This is a genomic window from Nocardia sp. XZ_19_385 (assembly GCF_015355755.1).
Classification (GTDB): domain Bacteria; phylum Actinomycetota; class Actinomycetes; order Mycobacteriales; family Mycobacteriaceae; genus Nocardia.
In genome coordinates this window covers 1,646,026-1,661,334 of record NZ_JACVEE010000002.1, presented here as the reverse complement: position 1 = coordinate 1,661,334, position 15,309 = coordinate 1,646,026, and the positions used below count along the sequence as shown (strand labels likewise).

Annotated in this window: 15 protein-coding genes; 6 read left to right on the top strand and 9 right to left on the bottom strand. The window is 67.5% G+C overall.

From position 1 onward, the window contains the following. Positions 1–34 precede the first annotated feature (34 nt). The gene (locus IBX22_RS20525; RefSeq protein WP_194817131.1) at positions 35–679 is read left to right on the top strand and encodes an MBL fold metallo-hydrolase; all 645 of its coding nucleotides are present in this window, start codon (positions 35–37) and stop codon (positions 677–679) included. Here IBX22_RS20525 and IBX22_RS20520 read toward each other — a convergent pair. Further along, positions 676–2,037 carry a dipeptidase gene (locus IBX22_RS20520; RefSeq protein WP_194817130.1) on the bottom strand — a complete coding sequence of 454 codons (1,362 nt, stop codon included), beginning with the start codon at positions 2,035–2,037 and terminating at the stop codon, positions 676–678. The two genes, IBX22_RS20525 and IBX22_RS20520, sit on opposite strands and share 4 nt — an antisense overlap. A 295-nt stretch (positions 2,038–2,332) precedes the next feature. On the opposite strand from IBX22_RS20520, the gene IBX22_RS20515 reads away from it, so the two are divergent. After that, complete coding sequence (locus IBX22_RS20515) at positions 2,333–3,703, top strand: glutamate decarboxylase (protein ID WP_194817129.1); 1,371 nt, start codon at positions 2,333–2,335, stop codon at positions 3,701–3,703. Here IBX22_RS20515 and IBX22_RS20510 read toward each other — a convergent pair whose 3' ends face one another. Beyond that, positions 3,704–4,405, bottom strand: a complete 702-nt coding sequence (locus tag IBX22_RS20510) for a DUF2334 domain-containing protein (RefSeq protein ID WP_194817128.1) — start codon at positions 4,403–4,405, stop codon at positions 3,704–3,706. It abuts the gene before it with no gap. Between the two features lie 206 nt (positions 4,406–4,611). Between IBX22_RS20510 and IBX22_RS37515 the strand changes: the two genes are divergently transcribed. The 3 genes from IBX22_RS37515 to IBX22_RS20495 all read left to right on the top strand — a co-directional run bounded on the left by IBX22_RS37515 (position 4,612) and on the right by IBX22_RS20495 (position 5,776). Then, a complete protein-coding gene (locus IBX22_RS37515) occupies positions 4,612–5,016 on the top strand; it encodes a type II toxin-antitoxin system Phd/YefM family antitoxin (protein WP_228538894.1) in 405 nt (134 codons plus the stop codon). Continuing rightward, the gene (locus IBX22_RS20500; protein WP_194817127.1) at positions 5,013–5,411 is read left to right on the top strand and encodes a PIN domain-containing protein; all 399 of its coding nucleotides are present in this window, start codon (positions 5,013–5,015) and stop codon (positions 5,409–5,411) included. The genes IBX22_RS37515 and IBX22_RS20500 overlap by 4 nt, the downstream gene beginning before the upstream one ends. A 71-nt stretch (positions 5,412–5,482) precedes the next feature. Next, on the top strand, positions 5,483–5,776 hold the full coding sequence (locus IBX22_RS20495; protein WP_194817126.1) for a hypothetical protein: 294 nt from the start codon (positions 5,483–5,485) through the stop codon (positions 5,774–5,776). 51 nt (positions 5,777–5,827) lie between these two features. Here the strand turns inward: IBX22_RS20495 and IBX22_RS20490 are convergent, their stop codons facing one another. From IBX22_RS20490 to IBX22_RS20465, 6 genes are all read right to left on the bottom strand, one after another. Further along, positions 5,828–7,975: a S9 family peptidase gene (locus IBX22_RS20490; RefSeq protein WP_194817125.1), complete on the bottom strand. Its 2,148-nt coding sequence runs from the start codon at positions 7,973–7,975 to the stop codon at positions 5,828–5,830. Positions 7,976–8,028: 53 nt separating this feature from the next. Further along, positions 8,029–8,982: an alpha/beta hydrolase family protein gene (locus IBX22_RS20485; RefSeq protein WP_194817124.1), complete on the bottom strand. Its 954-nt coding sequence runs from the start codon at positions 8,980–8,982 to the stop codon at positions 8,029–8,031. Between the two features lie 117 nt (positions 8,983–9,099). Then, positions 9,100–9,528, bottom strand: coding sequence for an HIT family protein (locus tag IBX22_RS20480; protein ID WP_194817123.1), 429 nt, complete (start codon positions 9,526–9,528; stop codon positions 9,100–9,102). A gap of 37 nt (positions 9,529–9,565) precedes the next feature. Then, a complete protein-coding gene (gene purB / locus IBX22_RS20475) occupies positions 9,566–10,987 on the bottom strand; it encodes an adenylosuccinate lyase (protein WP_194817122.1) in 1,422 nt (473 codons plus the stop codon). A gap of 3 nt (positions 10,988–10,990) precedes the next feature. Beyond that, positions 10,991–11,632 carry a TetR/AcrR family transcriptional regulator gene (locus IBX22_RS20470; protein WP_194817121.1) on the bottom strand — a complete coding sequence of 214 codons (642 nt, stop codon included), beginning with the start codon at positions 11,630–11,632 and terminating at the stop codon, positions 10,991–10,993. A 131-nt stretch (positions 11,633–11,763) separates the two neighbouring features. Next, positions 11,764–12,876, bottom strand: coding sequence for a pyridoxal phosphate-dependent aminotransferase (locus IBX22_RS20465; RefSeq protein WP_228539226.1), 1,113 nt, complete (start codon positions 12,874–12,876; stop codon positions 11,764–11,766). A gap of 132 nt (positions 12,877–13,008) precedes the next feature. Here IBX22_RS20465 and IBX22_RS20460 point away from each other — a divergent pair, with 132 nt between their 5' ends. Further along, complete coding sequence (locus tag IBX22_RS20460; protein ID WP_309234704.1) at positions 13,009–13,959, top strand: M23 family metallopeptidase; 951 nt, start codon at positions 13,009–13,011, stop codon at positions 13,957–13,959. A 52-nt stretch (positions 13,960–14,011) separates the two neighbouring features. Here the strand turns inward: IBX22_RS20460 and purD are convergent, their stop codons facing one another. After that, entirely contained in the window at positions 14,012–15,283 is a 1,272-nt protein-coding gene (gene purD / locus IBX22_RS20455; RefSeq protein WP_194817118.1) for a phosphoribosylamine--glycine ligase, read from the bottom strand. Positions 15,284–15,309 lie beyond the last annotated feature (26 nt).

Here is a 15,309-nt window from a genome sequence, read left to right as displayed (position 1 = left end):
TCCGGCCAGGCTCCGGGGTCAATACGATGGCGGCATGCGCATAGCCCACTTCGGCCACTCGTGTCTCCTCGTCGAGCTGCACGGCAAGAAGGTGCTGTTCGATCCCGGTACCTTCGCCCACGGCTTCGAGGGCATCACCGGTCTGGACGCGATCGCGGTCACCCACCAGCACCCCGATCACATCGATCCGCTGCGCATCGACGCGCTGATCGACGCCAACCCCGGCGCGCGCCTGTTCTCGGATCCGCAGACCGCCCAGCAGCGCGGCGGCAAGTGGGAGGCGGTGCACGCGGGCAATATCGTCCAGCTCGACGACCTGCGGATCACCGGTGGCGGCGGCCGGCACGCGGTGATCCACCCGGAGATCCCGGTGGTCGACAACACCGTCTTCCAGCTCGGCACCGCCGACGATCCGGCCGAGCTGGTGCATCCCGGCGATTCGCTGTGGGTGCCGCCGGTGCCGGTCGGCGTGCTCGCGATTCCGGCGGCCGCGCCGTGGATGCGGCTCAGCGAGGCCGTCGACTATCTGCGCGCGGTCAATCCGCGCACTGCCTTCCCGATCCACTACGGGATCATCGAGCCGGCGGCGCAGGGTATCTACTTCGGCCGCTTGAACGAAATGGGGCCCGCCGGAACCGAATTCACGGTGCTCGAGCCCGAAGACCACCGCGACTTCTAACGTTTCGCGTAGGCCCGCAGGAACAGCGCCTCGGCCAAGGCCATCTTCTCGATCTCGTTCGGATCCACGCTCTCGTTGGGGGCGTGGATCAGGCACTTCGGCTCCTCCACGCCGAGCAGCATGATCTCCGCGTCCGGGTAGGTGTCGGCGAAGACGTTGCACAGCGGGATCGAGCCGCCCTGCCCCTGCGTGGTCGCCGCTCTGCCGTAAGCCGCCGCGAGCGCCGCCTCCATCGCGGTGCGCGCCGGTCCGCCGCGGCCGGACCGGAACGGCGCGCCGATGGCCTCGGTCTCGACCGTCAGTTTCGCGTGCCAGGGCACGTTCGCGGTCAGGTGCTCGGTGAGGGCGTGCAGGGCGGCCTTCGGGTCGGTGCCCGGCGGGATGCGCAGGTTCAGGCGCGCGCGGGCCGCGGGCTGGATGGCGGCCGTGGAACCGACCACCGGCGGAGCGTCGATGCCGAGCACCGTCAAAGCCGGTCGGGCCCAGAGCATGTCGGCGACGGTGCCCTCGCCCAGCAGATCGACCCCGCCGAGGACGCCGGCGTCGGTGCGGAACTGCTCGGACGGGTACTGCACGCCGGAGCAGCGCTGGTCATTGGACAAGCCGTCGATGGTGGTGTTGCCGTGCTCGTCACGCAGTGTGGCCAGCAGGTGGATCAGGGCGGCCAGGGCATCGGGCGCCGCGCCACCGAACATGCCCGAATGCAACGGTCCGGCAAGGGTTTCCACCGTCACGACGACATTCACGTTGCCGCGCAGGGTTTCCGTGAGCGTCGGAACACCGACCGCGAAGTTGCCGCAGTCGCCGACCACGATCGCGTCGGCGCGCAAGAGGCCGGGGTTGGCTTCGACGAAGCGCTCCAGGCCGCCCGTGCCCTGCTCCTCGGAGCCCTCGGACACCAGCGTGATGCCAAGGGGCAGATCGGGACCGATGGCGCGCAGCGCGGTCAGGTGCATGACGATATTGCCCTTGCAGTCCGCGCTGCCACGGCCGTACCAGCGGCCGTTCCTCTCGGTCAGCTCCCACACCGGCGTGCGCCAGGCGGCATCATCGAGGGGCGGCTGCACGTCGTAGTGGCAGTACAGCAGCACGGTCGGCGCGCCGGGGGGTGCGGGGCGGGAGGCGATGACCGCCTTACTGCCGTCCGGGGTTTCGTGCAGGCCGACTTTCGACAGCCCGACCGAGGCGAACGCGTCGGCCACCCACTGCGCGGTGCGCTCGCACTCCTCCGGCGGGAACTGCCGCGGGTCTGCCACCGATTTGAACGAGACCAGCTGGGTCAGATCCTTTTTCGCCTGCGGCATCAAAGCGGCTATGCGCGTGCGTAATTCGGCGGTCTGCGGCCCATCGGCGGTCATGCCGGTATCTCCTGTGGTTGTCCGGATTTCCAACTCGGCTTGCGGAATCGGTAGAACAGGTGGGGAATCAGCAGTCCGACAATACCCATGCGGCTTCCGACGGCCCGGAAGTATCGGATCAAACCACCTATAGCAATCAACTCGCTATCTCAATTCGAGCCGCGGCGGCCAGCCCTTCGAGTGCCCATATCGGACCGAATGGTCCGTGTCGCGAACGATTGGCAATACGACGACCGCCGGATATGCGATTCTGGGTCGGCCAACCATCGCGGCGAGTGCTCCTGGAGGCGTGTGGATGCTCGATAATCCGGATTCCGACGACCTGTTCGCCATGCCCGGCCTGCGGCGTGGCGCGCCCCGGGCGGGTTTCCCTGCCGCGGAGATGTTTCCGCAGGCGGCCTACGAGATCGTGCACGACGAGCTGCTGCTCGACGGCGTCTCCCGGATCAACCTGGCGACCTTCTGCACCACCTGGCTCGACGATCAGGCGCGCCGGTTGATGGCCGAATCGCTGGACAAGAACATCGTCGACAAGGACGAGTACCCGCAGACCGCCGAACTCGAAAAGCGTTGCGTGCGAATGGTTGCCGACCTGTGGCACTGCCCCGATCCGGAAGCGACGCGGGGCACCTCCACCACCGGATCCAGTGAGGCCGCCATGCTCGGCGGGCTGGCCGCCAAATTCCGCTGGCGCCAGCGCGGCGGCACCGGGACACCCAATTTCGTCTGCGGCCCGGTGCAGGTGTGCTGGGAGAAATTCGCGCGCTACTTCGACGTCGAAATTCGCCAATTACCGTTGCGGGGTGACCAATTCACGTTGCGCCCGGAAGACGTGGCCGCCGCCTGCGACGCGAACACCATTATGGTGGTGCCCACCTTCGGCCAGACGTTCACCGGGCTGTTCGAGGACGTGGCCGGTGTGAGCCGGGAACTCGATCGGCTGGAAGAGCAGACCGGCCTGGACATTCCCATCCATGTGGACGCCGCCAGCGGCGGATTCCTGGCCCCGTTCTGCGCGCCGTACCTGGTGTGGGATTTCCGGCTGCCGCGGGTGAAGTCGATCAATGCGTCCGGCCACAAGACCGGGCTCGCGCCGCTCGGCGCGGGCTGGGCGATCTGGCGCAGCGCCGCCGACCTGCCCGATGAACTGGTCTTCGACGTCGACTATCTCGGCGGCTCGATGTCCACCTTCAATCTCAATTTTTCCCGGCCCGGCGGCCAGGTCATCACCCAGTACTACGACTTCATCCGGCTCGGCCGTGCGGGCTACAACCGGGTGCAGTCCGAGATCTACCGGGTCGCACGGCATTTGGCGAAGCGACTGGTGCACCTCGGAATGTTCGACATGGTCCACGACGGCGACCCGGCCAAGGGCATCACCGCGGTCTCCTGGCGGCTGCGCAGCGGCCACGACTACAACCTCTACGACCTGTCCGACCGGCTGCGCACCCGCGGCTGGACCATAGCCGCCTATCCCCTGCCCGCCGACCGCGGCAACGAAACCATCATGCGCGCTGTCATCCGGCACGGCTTCTCCGTCGACATGGCCGACCTGCTGATCGACGACATCGAGCGCTGCCTCGGCCAACTCGGCAAACACCCGATGGGACTCAGCCAGGAGGAGGCGGGTGGTTTCACCCACGACGCGCGCCCCGTCGTCCCGTAATCAGGCCGCGCGCGCCGCGACGAACGGCTCCCAGCGGTAGACCTCGCTCTTCGCGCCGTGGAACAACGCCAGATCCACCGCGTCCACCATCGCCTGCCGCGGTCCGGGCCGCTGCAACTGGGCGGCCGAAATCGCAAGGCGCAGCACACCTCCACGCCGAGCCGTGCGGGCCGCACCCAAAACCAGTGCCCGGCACCACCACGGCTCGGCGCGGAACCCCTCACCGATCCCGTAAACACGGGTCTTCTGCGCGGCATTGCGTTCCAGATCCAGGATCGACGTCAGCCCCAGCGCCAGCCGGAATCCGACATCGGGCAATGCCGCGATCGCGCCGCTGGACGCGTCCCAGCGCGGCGCGGCGAACAATCGAGTCCGGAGCTCCACCTGCTCCATCACCCGATCCGCCGCGGTCAACCGCAACCGCGCCTCGTGCCGCGGCAGCGTCGCGAACTCCGCCCGCCGCCGCTTCGTCGCCGCCTGGTCGTACCCGTGCAGCACAATCGCGTCTTCGCGAGCTCGCCGCCCGCGCAGCCAGGACTGCGTCGCCGGATCCGCGGCCAGCCGATACCCGCCCTTCAACCGCGGCGCGACCAGCAGCGACAACCTGATGTCCCGCTGATCCATCTCGGCGGCGAATTCGATCGCCGCATCCCGGGTGGTGTCCCGGATCCCCGATATGGATACGAGCAACTCAGCGTTCATGAACCTACGGTGCCAAACGGAAATGTACTCAGCGTGCAGGGCACGTGACCAAGTGGCGAACTCCCCGTCACGATGTTTGTCCAGGGCCCTTACCAGGCCTTTCGTCGAGTACCTACACGTTGTACCCTCAGGTAGGTACGTTTCCCTCGGTCTCGATCTCCACCCATGTGAGTCCCGAGTCGGCCCTCGTGAGAGAGGGAGTCACAGTGCGAAAAGTTTCCGTCCGAGAGTTCTCTTACAACCCGAGCGCGATATTCGCTGCCGTTGAGCAGGGGGAGACGATCGAAGTGACCAAACATGGAAAGACCATTGCCGTTATCGGACCGCCGGCTCCGGCGGAGAAGGACGGCTACGACAGGTTGGTGGAGCAAGGGATTCTCATCCCACCGAAAGGCGGGCGCCATAAGACCGCCGGTGACATGCTCGACCGCTGGAAGGACCTGTACAAGGACGTTGTCGTCGACCACGCCGCAGGCGATGCCGCAATGGAGCAATGGGATAGAGAAGAAGACCAGCGAGAGGAGCTCCTCGACCGGCTCGCGCGCGGCGAGGACCCGCGAGAGGCCAACGCCGCTGTCTACGGCGACGAGTACAAAGACTGGGATCGATGATCCTCTACCTCGACGCATCGGCGATCATTACGAAGGTCACGAAGCGCAGACATGTGCATGCGCTGAACAACTACATCGAGGAAAATCGGACAGCGAGGCTCGCCACCAACGCCATCGGATTCGTCGAATCCGTCTTGCGAAGTGATCGTTACGGCGACTACCCGAACCTGATCAGCGAGTTGTCGGTGGAATACGCCAGAATCTCTGTAAGTGACAGCATCTGCGATTTGGCAATGTACATGCCGCGCGGGCTCAAGGCAGCGGATGCCATTCACGTCGCCAGTGCCATGCAATTGGGCCGAGAACTTCTCGCACTGGTCACCTATGACGAGCAGATGGCCAATTTCGCGCACCAGCAGGGCCTACCGGTGGCGATGCCGGGTGCACGACCGTAGCTCGAGTCGCAACGGATTCCGCGTCCGCAGACAGAATCCGTTGTGCGCGAACGATGTCTAGGATTGCGGAGGTGAGAACAGCATTGTTGAGCGCATTGGTCACCCCGCTACTTCTACTCGCACCCGGCGCGGCGCTGGCCGACGAGGGCGATCCGCCGCCGATCTTCACGCAGGAGGAGAAGTGCGCGGCGGCAAAGGCTTTCGCGGACAAGGTGCGGGCGCAGCGGCCGGATGCGACGCCGCAGCAGATCGCGGACGTCTACATCGCGGTGTTGGATTCGAAGGGGGCTTATCGGGGGATCGAACATATTCGGGAGCAGAACCGGCAGCAGATGGTCGACGACATCGTGAACTGCGGAGTCTGACAGCACTGATCCCGGCCTGCCACGCAGACCGGGATCAGTTGCCGCACAGTGTTATTCGCTGGCCAGGCCGACGGTGTCGAGCAGCCAGGCGAACTCGAAGGCGATTTCCTTCCACTTCTCGTAGCGGCCGCTGACGCCACCGTGACCCGCGCTCATTTCGGTCTTGAGCAACAGCTGGGAGTCGCCGGTTTTGGTGGCGCGGAGTTTGGCGACCCACTTGGCCGGTTCGACGTAGAGGACGCGGGTGTCGTTGAGGCTGGTGATGGCCAGGATGGCCGGGTAGTTCTTGGCCTCGACGTTCTCATACGGGGAGTAGGACTTGATGTAGTCGTAGACTTCCTTGTCCGCCAGCGGGTTTCCCCACTCCTCCCACTCGGTGACGGTCAGCGGCAGCTCCGGATCCAGGATGGAGGTCAGCGGGTCCACGAACGGGACGTTGGCCATGATGCCCTGGAACAACTCCGGCGCCATGTTCGCCACCGCGCCCATCAGCAGGCCGCCCGCGCTGCCGCCGTCGGCCACCATCCGGTCGGCCGTGGTGACCCCGGTGTCGACGAGATGCCGTGCGCAAGCGATGAAGTCGGTGAAGGTGTTCTTCTTCGACAGCATCTTGCCGTGGTCGTACCAGAGCCGACCCATTTCGCCGCCGCCGCGCACGTGCGCGATCGCGAACACCATGCCGCGGTCCATGATCGACAGCCGGGGCACCGAGAAATACGGATCGATCTCGGATTCGTAGGACCCGTATCCGTAGAGCAGCAACGGCTTCGGACCGTCGGCGACCGCGTCCTTCTTCCACACCAGCGAGATCGGGACCCGGGTGCCGTCCTCGGCGACCGCCCAATCACGTTGCTGCACATACTCGTCCGAGTTGTACCCGCCGAGCACCGGCTGTTCCTTACGCAACAGCAGCGCATCGGTGGCGGGGACATAGTCGTAGACCCGCATCGGCGTGAGGAACGAGGTGAGCCCGATCCGCAGCGTCGGCTGCTCCCACTCCGGGTTTCCGCTCGCGCCGACGGTGCACAGCTCCAGATCGAATTCCAGTTCCCGCCGCTCGCCGTAACCGGCTTCGGTCAGCGGCCATACCGCGATCCGGGGCAGCGCCTCGCGCCGGTAGCCGAGCACCAGATGGTCGCGGAAGGCGCCGACGCCCTGCAGCCGGACATCGTCGCGGTGCCCGATCAGCAGCGTCATGTTCAGCGGATCGTCCACCGGGGCGTCGCAGAGGACGAAGTTGACCGCCTTCACCCCGTCGACGACGTCGTTGTGCTGGATCAGGAAGCGGTCCTCGCCGCCGATCACCGCGTGTTCGACGGAGTATTCGACGCCTTCCCGGCGCGGCAGGATGACCCGGAATTCGCCTTCCGGATCATCGGATTCGAGCAGCCAGATCTCGCTGGTCAGCTTGGAGGACAGCCCGATCATCAGGTACTTCTCCGAGCGGGTGCTGTCCATGCCGACCCAGAACCGCTCGTCGGGCTCGTGGAACACCTTGACGTCCTGCGCGCGCTCGGTGCCGAGGCGGTGCCGCCACACGGTATCCGGACGCCACGACTGGTTGACCGTCAGATAGAAGATGTGGGTGCCGTCGTGCGACCAGGTGACGCTGCCCTCGGTCCCCGGGATTTCATCGGCCAGCTCCGCACCGGTGCGTAGATCCTTGAAGCGCAGGGTGTAGCGCTCGTCGCCGACGATGTCGACCGAATAGGCGAGCAGGTTGCCGTCGCGGCTGACCGCGACCGTGCCGATGGAGATGAACTCGTGCCCCTCGGCCAGCACGTTCTGGTCCAGCAGCACCTCCTCCCCCGGAATCTCCACGCCCGGTTCGAGTTGCGGCGGCGTCCATGCCTCGATGCCCTCGGCCGTCGCGTCGATCGGGCACCGGCAGCTCGCCCCGTACTGCTTGCCCTCGAAGGTGCGCCCGTAGTACCAGTAGTCGCCGATCCTGGTGGGCACGGACAGGTCCGTCTCCAGGGTCCGCGATTTGATCTCGTCGAAGATCTTCTCCCGGAGCCCCTGCTGGTGCGCGGTCTGCGCCTCGGTGTAAGAGTTCTCCGCCTCCAGATAGGCGATGACCTCCGGGTCGTCCTTCTCGCGCAGCCACTCGTACTCGTCGACGAAGACATCTCCGTGATGCTCGCGCTCCGCCGGCACCTTCTTGGCGACCGGCGCCGCCACCACACTCTCCACAGACATGGGCCCTACCCTACTGTTCGAAGCCCTGAGACCTCGGGCGATGCAGCCTTCCGCTAGCTTCCCAGGGCCCGGGCCAGGGTGGGCCAGGAGGCGTGCAGGGTGTCCTGCCAGTAGGACCAGGAGTGGGTACCGGTGAGGCTGCGGTCGATCTCGGCCGGGATGCCGACGCCGTGCAGACGCTGCCCGAAGGACAGCACGCAGGCGTTGACGCCCGCCTCGATCGGGCCGCCGAAGACGACGTTCTCGGGCAGCTGCGGTTTGATCTCCAGCTCGTGCTGGCCGGGCAGGCCGGTGCCGGTGGAGAGGTAGATCGTCTTGCCGCGCAGGCGATCCGCCAGGGCCGCGGGGTCGTGCGCTGCCCATTCGGCGCTGCCGGGCGCGCCCCACATGTTCACGGGGTTGCCGCCGCGATTGGCGATCGAGAATGTGACCGCCGAGCTGGCCATACTCATGTCGGGGCAGGCGCTGTAACCGGCGACCGCGCGGTAAAGCCCTGGATTGCGCGCGGCGAGGGTGAAGGCCGCCATGCCACCCATGGAGAGTCCGCCGATCCCGTTGACGCCGTTGCCATCGAACTCCGCGTCGATGAGGGGCGGCAGTTCCGCGGTGAGGAAGGTTTCCCACTTGTAGCGGCCGAACCGCGGATCATCCTGCTGCCAGTCGGTGTAGTAGCTGGCTTGACCGCCCACGGGCAGCACCACATTGACCCGCTTACCCGCGAAGAACGCCTCGGCGTCGGTCGCGTTGGTCCAAGTGCTCTGTCCCACACCGGGATCGAGCCCGTCGAGTAGGTAGTACGAGGGGCGCGCGGCACTGTCGGCCGGATGCAGCACATCCACCTGAATGGTCCGGCCCATCGCCACGGAGTCGATGAAAACCGCTGACCGGGTGGGGCTCTTCGCGTCGATCCGCACGATCCGCGCGGCCGAGGCGGTCGCGGGCCCGACTATCACCTGCCCCACCACCGCGAGGGCGAATATCAGCACAGCAACTAGCGGTCGACGCATAGCCCACCTCCATCAGCGCATCCTGTTGCCCTCCAAGCTATCTGATATACCCCCAGCCTGGGCGGATTTACCGGATAGCAGCATCCATTCAGCAAACTCCTTGGTACGTAACTGCCCTCAGACCGAGCGCCCGAGCGCGCCCCGGATCGACCCCGCGAGGTAGTCCAGGTCGTCCCGCCGCGGGCTCGTCGGCCGCCCACGCAGCCCGAACCCATCCCCCGGCGTCCGCGGGATCACATGCAAATGCACGTGGAACACCTCCTGCCCCGCCGTCACCCCGTCCGCAAGAAAGAAATTGACCCCATCGCACCCGACTTCGCTCTCCCGCAAAGCCGCGGCCAATTTCTGCCCCACCTGGAACAGCTTCCCGCCGACCGCGGGATCCAACTCGGCCAGACTCCGCGCCGCCACCTTCGGCACCACCAGCAGGTGCCCGGGCGTCATCGGCCGAATATCCATGAACGCCAGCACATCATCGTCCTCATAGACCTTGCTGGCCGGCGCCTGCCCGGCGACGATGTCGGCGAAAATCGTGTACGGATTCACCCCGCGACCCTAACCTGCGGGGTTTTCCGTACGGGGACTACAGGATTGGCGAGGGGCTGTAGTGAGCCGCGTCCGGGTAGCGGTCGACGAGCTTTTCGACCGCCGCGAGGACGTCGGTCACCTGGGCTTCGGCGGCACCGATGAAGGCGGACTTGTCGGCCAGGGCGGTATCGAGGGCGGCCCGGTCGAGCGGCAGGCGGGAGTCCGCGGCCAGCCGATCGAGCAGGTCGGGCTCGCGGCCCTGCTCGCGCATCGCCAGCGCGACGGCGACGGCGTGTTCCTTGATGACCTCGTGCGCGGTCTCACGGCCGACACCGGCGCGGACCGCGGCCATCAGGATCCGGGTGGTGGCCAGGAAGGGCAGGTAGCGGTCGAGTTCGCGGGCGACGACGGCCGGGTAGGCGCCGAATTCGGCGAGCACGGTGAGGAAGGTTTCCATCATGCCGTCGATGGCGAAGAAAGCGTCCGGGAGGGCGACGCGGCGGACCACCGAGCAGAAGACGTCGCCTTCGTTCCACTGCGCACCGGCGAGTTCGGCGGCCATCGAGCCGTAGCCACGCAGCACGACCTGCAGGCCGTTGACACGTTCACAGGAACGGGTGTTCATCTTGTGCGGCATGGCGGAGCTGCCGACCTGGCCGGGCTGGAAGCCCTCGGTGACCAGCTCGTGGCCGGCCATCAGGCGGATGGTGTGCGCGAACGAGGACGGACCCGCACCCAGCTGCACCAGCGCGGAGAGCACATCGTGATCGAGCGAGCGCGGGTACACCTGGCCGACGCTGGTCAGCACGTTCGCGAAGCCGAGGTGGCGGGCGACCTGCTGCTCCAGGGTGGACAGCTTGGCGGCGTCGCCGTCGAGCAGGTCGAGCATGTCCTGGGCGGTGCCCATCGGGCCCTTGATGCCGCGCAGCGGGTAGCGGTCGATGAGCTCACGCACGCGCTGCAGCGCGATCAGCACCTCGTCGGCGGCCGAGGCGAACCGTTTGCCGAGGGTGGTGGCCTGCGCGGCGACATTGTGCGAACGACCCGCCATCACCAGCGCCTGGTACTCGCCGGCCCGCTCGGCCAGGCGCGCGGCGACCGCGACACCGTGGGCGTGCACGTGCTCCAGCGAGAGCCGGATCTGCAACTGCTCCACGTTCTCGGTGAGGTCGCGGCTGGTCATGCCCTTGTGCACGTGCTCGTGCCCGGCGAGCGCGTTGAACTCCTCGATGCGGGCCTTCACGTCGTGGCGGGTGACCCGCTCGCGTTCGGCGATCGAGGCCAGGTCGACCTGGTCGATGACCCGCTCGTAGTCCTCGACGACCCCGGCCGGCACGTCGATGCCGAGCTCGGATTGCGCCCGCAGCACCTCCAGCCACAACCGGCGCTCGAGCACGATCTTGTTCTCGGGCGACCAGAGGTGCACGAGTTCCGGGCTGGCGTACCTGGTGGCGAGGACATTCGGGACAAGGCTCACGTTCTATGAGTCTAGTGCCCGGTACCTGTCCGCTTGCTGGGGCGTCGCGGGCGCGACGATGTCGATGATTTCCAGCAGCGCGCCGCGCGCCATCCGCCGCGGTTCCGGGTCGAGTTCGGTGAGCGCCGCGACCACCGCGCCGTCCACCACCGCGACCAACCGGCGGACCTGTTCGTGCCGGACCAGCCGGTCCGAGCGGCGCAGTACATCGCCGAGTAATTCGTCGAGTTGCGCGCGCAGGCGTAGTTGCACCTCGCGCAATTCCGGATGTCGCGCCGAGGCCACCGACCGCTCGTAGCGGGCGATCAGCTGACCGCGCGCGCCCTCGTCGTGCCCGTCGGTACCCACCAGGAGATCCAGCAGCAGATCGACCGTGGCCTCCGCGCCACGGCGGCGGTGCGAGACCTCGCCGACCCGGCGGCGCATCGCGTCCAACTCCGCGTTGCCGCTGAACTCGACCGCCCGCGCGATCAGATCTTCCAGCGACTCGAAGTAGTACGTGGTCGACGCCAACGGCAGATCGGCGCGCGTGGCCACCGACCGATGCCGCACCGCATCGAATCCGCCTTCGAGTAACAACTCGGCGGCAGCCGCTACCAAAGCCTGGCGACGCCGTTCACCTTTGGGGGTCGTCGCGGTTATCACCGTGCCATCGTGCCAGTCGTCATCGGTTCACCCGTGCGAAATCGTTAGAGGGAATCCCAGCCATCGATGTTTTACCGCATTCACCCCGCCGAGGTGCGAGTCTCGGCAAACTTGTTGCCCGGCACAGGTCTTCAGCCGCGCAGGTAGTGCCCCAAGCGAACAAGTGCTTCCTCGATGTCGGATGTGGCTCCGGCGAAAGAGAACCGAACGGTCCGGTGCCCGTTGGCGGTGTCGAAGTCGATACCGGGCGCCAAGGCTACTCCGGTGGCTTCGAGCACCTCCGCGCACCACTTGCGCGAATCCTCGGTCAGGTGACCGATATCGGCGTAGGCGTAGAACGCGCCGTCGGCCGGAGCCAGATCGGTGATGCCGAGCGCGGCCAGGCCAGCCAGCAGCAGCTCGCGGTTGACTGCGTAGCGCGAGACATGCCCGTCCAGTTCGGCTTTCGCCTCCGCGCCGAAGGCATGTAGCGCCGCGTACTGCGAGATCGCGGGCGGGCACACCGTCATGTTCGAGGCCAGCCGCTGCAGCGCGGGACGCAGATCGGCCGGAGCCAGCATCCAGCCCAGCCGCCAACCCGTCATCGAGAAGTACTTCGAGACCGATCCAATGACGACCGAGTTGCGGGAGGTCTCCCAGGACGACGAGGTGCCCTCCTCGCCGTAGGTGATGCCGTGGTAGATCTCGTCGGAGATCAGCAGGGTGCCGTGGTCGTCGCACCAGCGCGCGATGGCGGCCAGTTCCTCGGGTTCGATCATGGTGCCGGTCGGGTTGGCCGGGCTCGCGATGATCAGGCCCTTCGGCGGCTCCGGCAGTGCTTCGAGCATGGCGACGGTCGGCTGGAATCTGGTGTCGGCCCGGCAGTCCAGCTCGATGACCCGGCAGCCCAGCGCGTTCAGCGTGTTCCGGTAGGCGGGGTAGCCCGGACGGGCCACCACGACCGTGTCGCCGGCGTCGAACGCGGCCAGGAAGATCAGCGTGAACGCGCCCGAGGAGCCGGTGGTCACCACCACGTCGTCGGCGTGCACCGCATAGCCGTAGGTCTGGCGATGGTGCTCGGCGATCGCCGCCCGCAGCGGCAGGATCCCGAAAGTCTCGGTGTAGCCCAGCAGTTCCGCGTCGATCGCCTGCTTGGTGGCCCGTAGCACCGGCGCCGGCGCTGGCGTCGAGGGCTGCCCGGCCGCGAGAACGAGCACGTCACCATGGGTGCGGGCGCGTTCGGCGGCGGCCTTCCAAACATCCATCACGTAGAAGGTGGGAATGATCGACCGGCGAGATTCTGTGGACACCCGAGAGACCGTAATCGCTCCGGCCGTAGGACACCACGGGCGCGGACAACCTTTGTCACCCGCGCGACAAAGGCTAAGGTCGGCCTAGTGCGCCGCGCGGGGCTGGACCAGGTACGCGGAGTGGGTGGCATCGGTGTCATTCCACCCGATTGGCGTGCCCGCTTCCAGGACCGCCCCAAGCCCCCGAATCTGCGCGACTGGACGAGACGGGTCCGGCGGCAACTCGACGAGCTAAAGCGAAGACCACGCCCGGACCTACACAAGCTCTGGAATCAGCAGAAGCAGCGCGACTATCGCGCACTGCTCTACAAGCACCGGGTGAAGCTGGCCGTCTTCACGGCCGTCGCGCTGTTCGCCTCCGCCGACTCGTCGTTCGACTGGGGCGTCAGCGACCGCACGCCCGGCCCCGGCGAGGCACAGCGCGTCGCCTTCGCCCACGAACAACTCGTCCAATCCACCGTCCCGTCGGTGAAGCGGTATCTCGCCGCCATCGCCAACGGTGAACGCATCCGTGAACAAGCGGTGGTCGCCGCTGCCGCCCGCGCCACGCTGGACCGCGCCAAAGCCGAAGCCGCCGCGGCCGCCTCGGGCGAATACCAGCCGTGGATGTCGGCCGGTACCCCGCTACCGCCGGGCGCGATCCTGCCCGGCATCGGCGGCATGGTGCTCCCCACCCGCGGCACCTTCACCTCCGGATTCGGCTCCCGCTGGGGCACTTTCCACAACGGCATCGACGTCGCCGGCCCGATCGGCACGCCCATCTACGCCGTCGCCAACGGCACCGTCATCGACGCCGGCCCCGCCCAGGGCTTCGGTCTGTGGGTGCGCATCCGCCACGACGACGGCACCATCACCGTCTACGGGCACATGTACGACTTCTTCGTCTCGGTCGGCGAACGCGTCCCGGCGGGCATGCAGATCGCCCGCATGGGCAACCGCGGCGACTCCTCCGGCCCGCACCTGCACTTCGAAGTCATCGCGGGCGGCCAGCACGTCGACCCGCGGGCCTGGCTGGCCGTGCACGGCCTCGGCTTCTGACGCCCACACCGTCATCCCGGCACGGTTTTGGCCGGGATCCAGCGGTTCCGGGTCAGACGGTTATGCGGTTCTCGACGGCGGCCAGGCCGATATCGGTGCGGAAGTGGCTGCCCGCGAGCTTGATTCCGGTGATGCGGGCGTAAGCGTTCGCGCGGGCCTCGGACAGGTCCCCGCCGATGCCGACGACATTGAGGACGCGCCCGCCCGCGGAGACCAGCGCGCCGTCTTCACGCAGCGCGGTCCCGGCGTGCATCACCGAGGTGGTTTCGTCGGAAGCGCTCTCACCGGCGCCGTTGATCACATCGCCCAGGCGCGGCCGACCCGGGTAGTTCTCGGCGGCGATGACGACGGTGATGGCGGAGCCGTCGCGCCAGCGCGGCGGGGCGACCTCGGCGAGGGTGCCGGTGGCGGTGGCGTTCAGAAGTTCGCCGAGCGGGCTGTCCAGCAGCGCGAGTACCGCCTGGGTTTCCGGATCGCCGAAGCGGCAGTTGAATTCGACGACCGCGGGACCGGCCGCGCCGATCGCGAGACCGGCGTAGAGCAGGCCGGAGAACGGGCAGCCGCGGCGCACCATTTCGGCGGCGACCGGCTTGACCACGTCCTCGACGATCGCGGTGACGGTTTCCTCGGGCAACCACGGCAGCGGGGTGTAGGCGCCCATGCCGCCGGTGTTCGGGCCGGTGTCGCCGTCGCCGACGCGCTTGTGGTCCTGCGCGGGCAGCAGCGGGACCACGGTCTCGCCGTCGACGAGGCAGAACAGCGACACCTCGGGTCCGTCGAGGAACGATTCCAACAGCACTGGATGACCCTGCTCCAGCAGTTCGGCGCCGTGGTCGCGGGCCGCCAGCCGGTCGGCGGTCACCACCACGCCCTTGCCCGCGGCCAAGCCGTCGTCCTTGACCACCCAGGTGGGCCCGAAACGGTCCAGCGCGTCGTCGAGTTCGGCCGGGGTGTCCACGATTTCGCTGTGCGCGGTCCGCACACCCGCCGCCGTCATCACATCCTTGGCGAAGGCCTTCGAGCCCTCGATCCGCGCGGCCGCGGCCGACGGGCCGAAGCACGCGATGCCCGCCGCGCGCACCGCGTCGGCGACGCCGAGCACCAGCGGCACCTCGGGCCCGACCACGACCAGGTCGGCCGACAGCTCGGCGGCCAGCCCCGCGACGGCTTCCCCGGAGGACGGATCGACCGGATAGTTCTGCGCGTGCAGCGCGGTCCCCGGGTTGCCCGGCGCCGCGAACAGCGCGGTCACCGCGGGGTCCTTGCGCAGGGCAAGAACAAGAGCATGTTCACGGGCTCCGGAGCCGATCACGAGTACGCGCACGGCCAACAGCTTAAGTGGGCACGTCC

Bases quoted from the DNA above. Each gene is read 5' to 3' on its own strand.
- IBX22_RS20525 (WP_194817131.1), top strand. From the start codon at position 35: ATGCGCATAGCCCACTTCGGCCACTCGTGTCTCCTCGTCGAGCTGCAC.
- IBX22_RS20485 (WP_194817124.1), bottom strand. From the start codon at position 8,982: ATGCGTCGACCGCTAGTTGCTGTGCTGATATTCGCCCTCGCGGTGGTG.
- IBX22_RS20500 (WP_194817127.1), top strand. From the start codon at position 5,013: ATGATCCTCTACCTCGACGCATCGGCGATCATTACGAAGGTCACGAAG.
- IBX22_RS20510 (WP_194817128.1), bottom strand. From the start codon at position 4,405: ATGAACGCTGAGTTGCTCGTATCCATATCGGGGATCCGGGACACCACC.
- IBX22_RS20515 (WP_194817129.1), top strand. From the start codon at position 2,333: ATGCTCGATAATCCGGATTCCGACGACCTGTTCGCCATGCCCGGCCTG.
- IBX22_RS20490 (WP_194817125.1), bottom strand. From the start codon at position 7,975: ATGTCTGTGGAGAGTGTGGTGGCGGCGCCGGTCGCCAAGAAGGTGCCG.
- IBX22_RS20465 (WP_228539226.1), bottom strand. From the start codon at position 12,876: ATGGATGTTTGGAAGGCCGCCGCCGAACGCGCCCGCACCCATGGTGAC.
- IBX22_RS20520 (WP_194817130.1), bottom strand. From the start codon at position 2,037: ATGACCGCCGATGGGCCGCAGACCGCCGAATTACGCACGCGCATAGCC.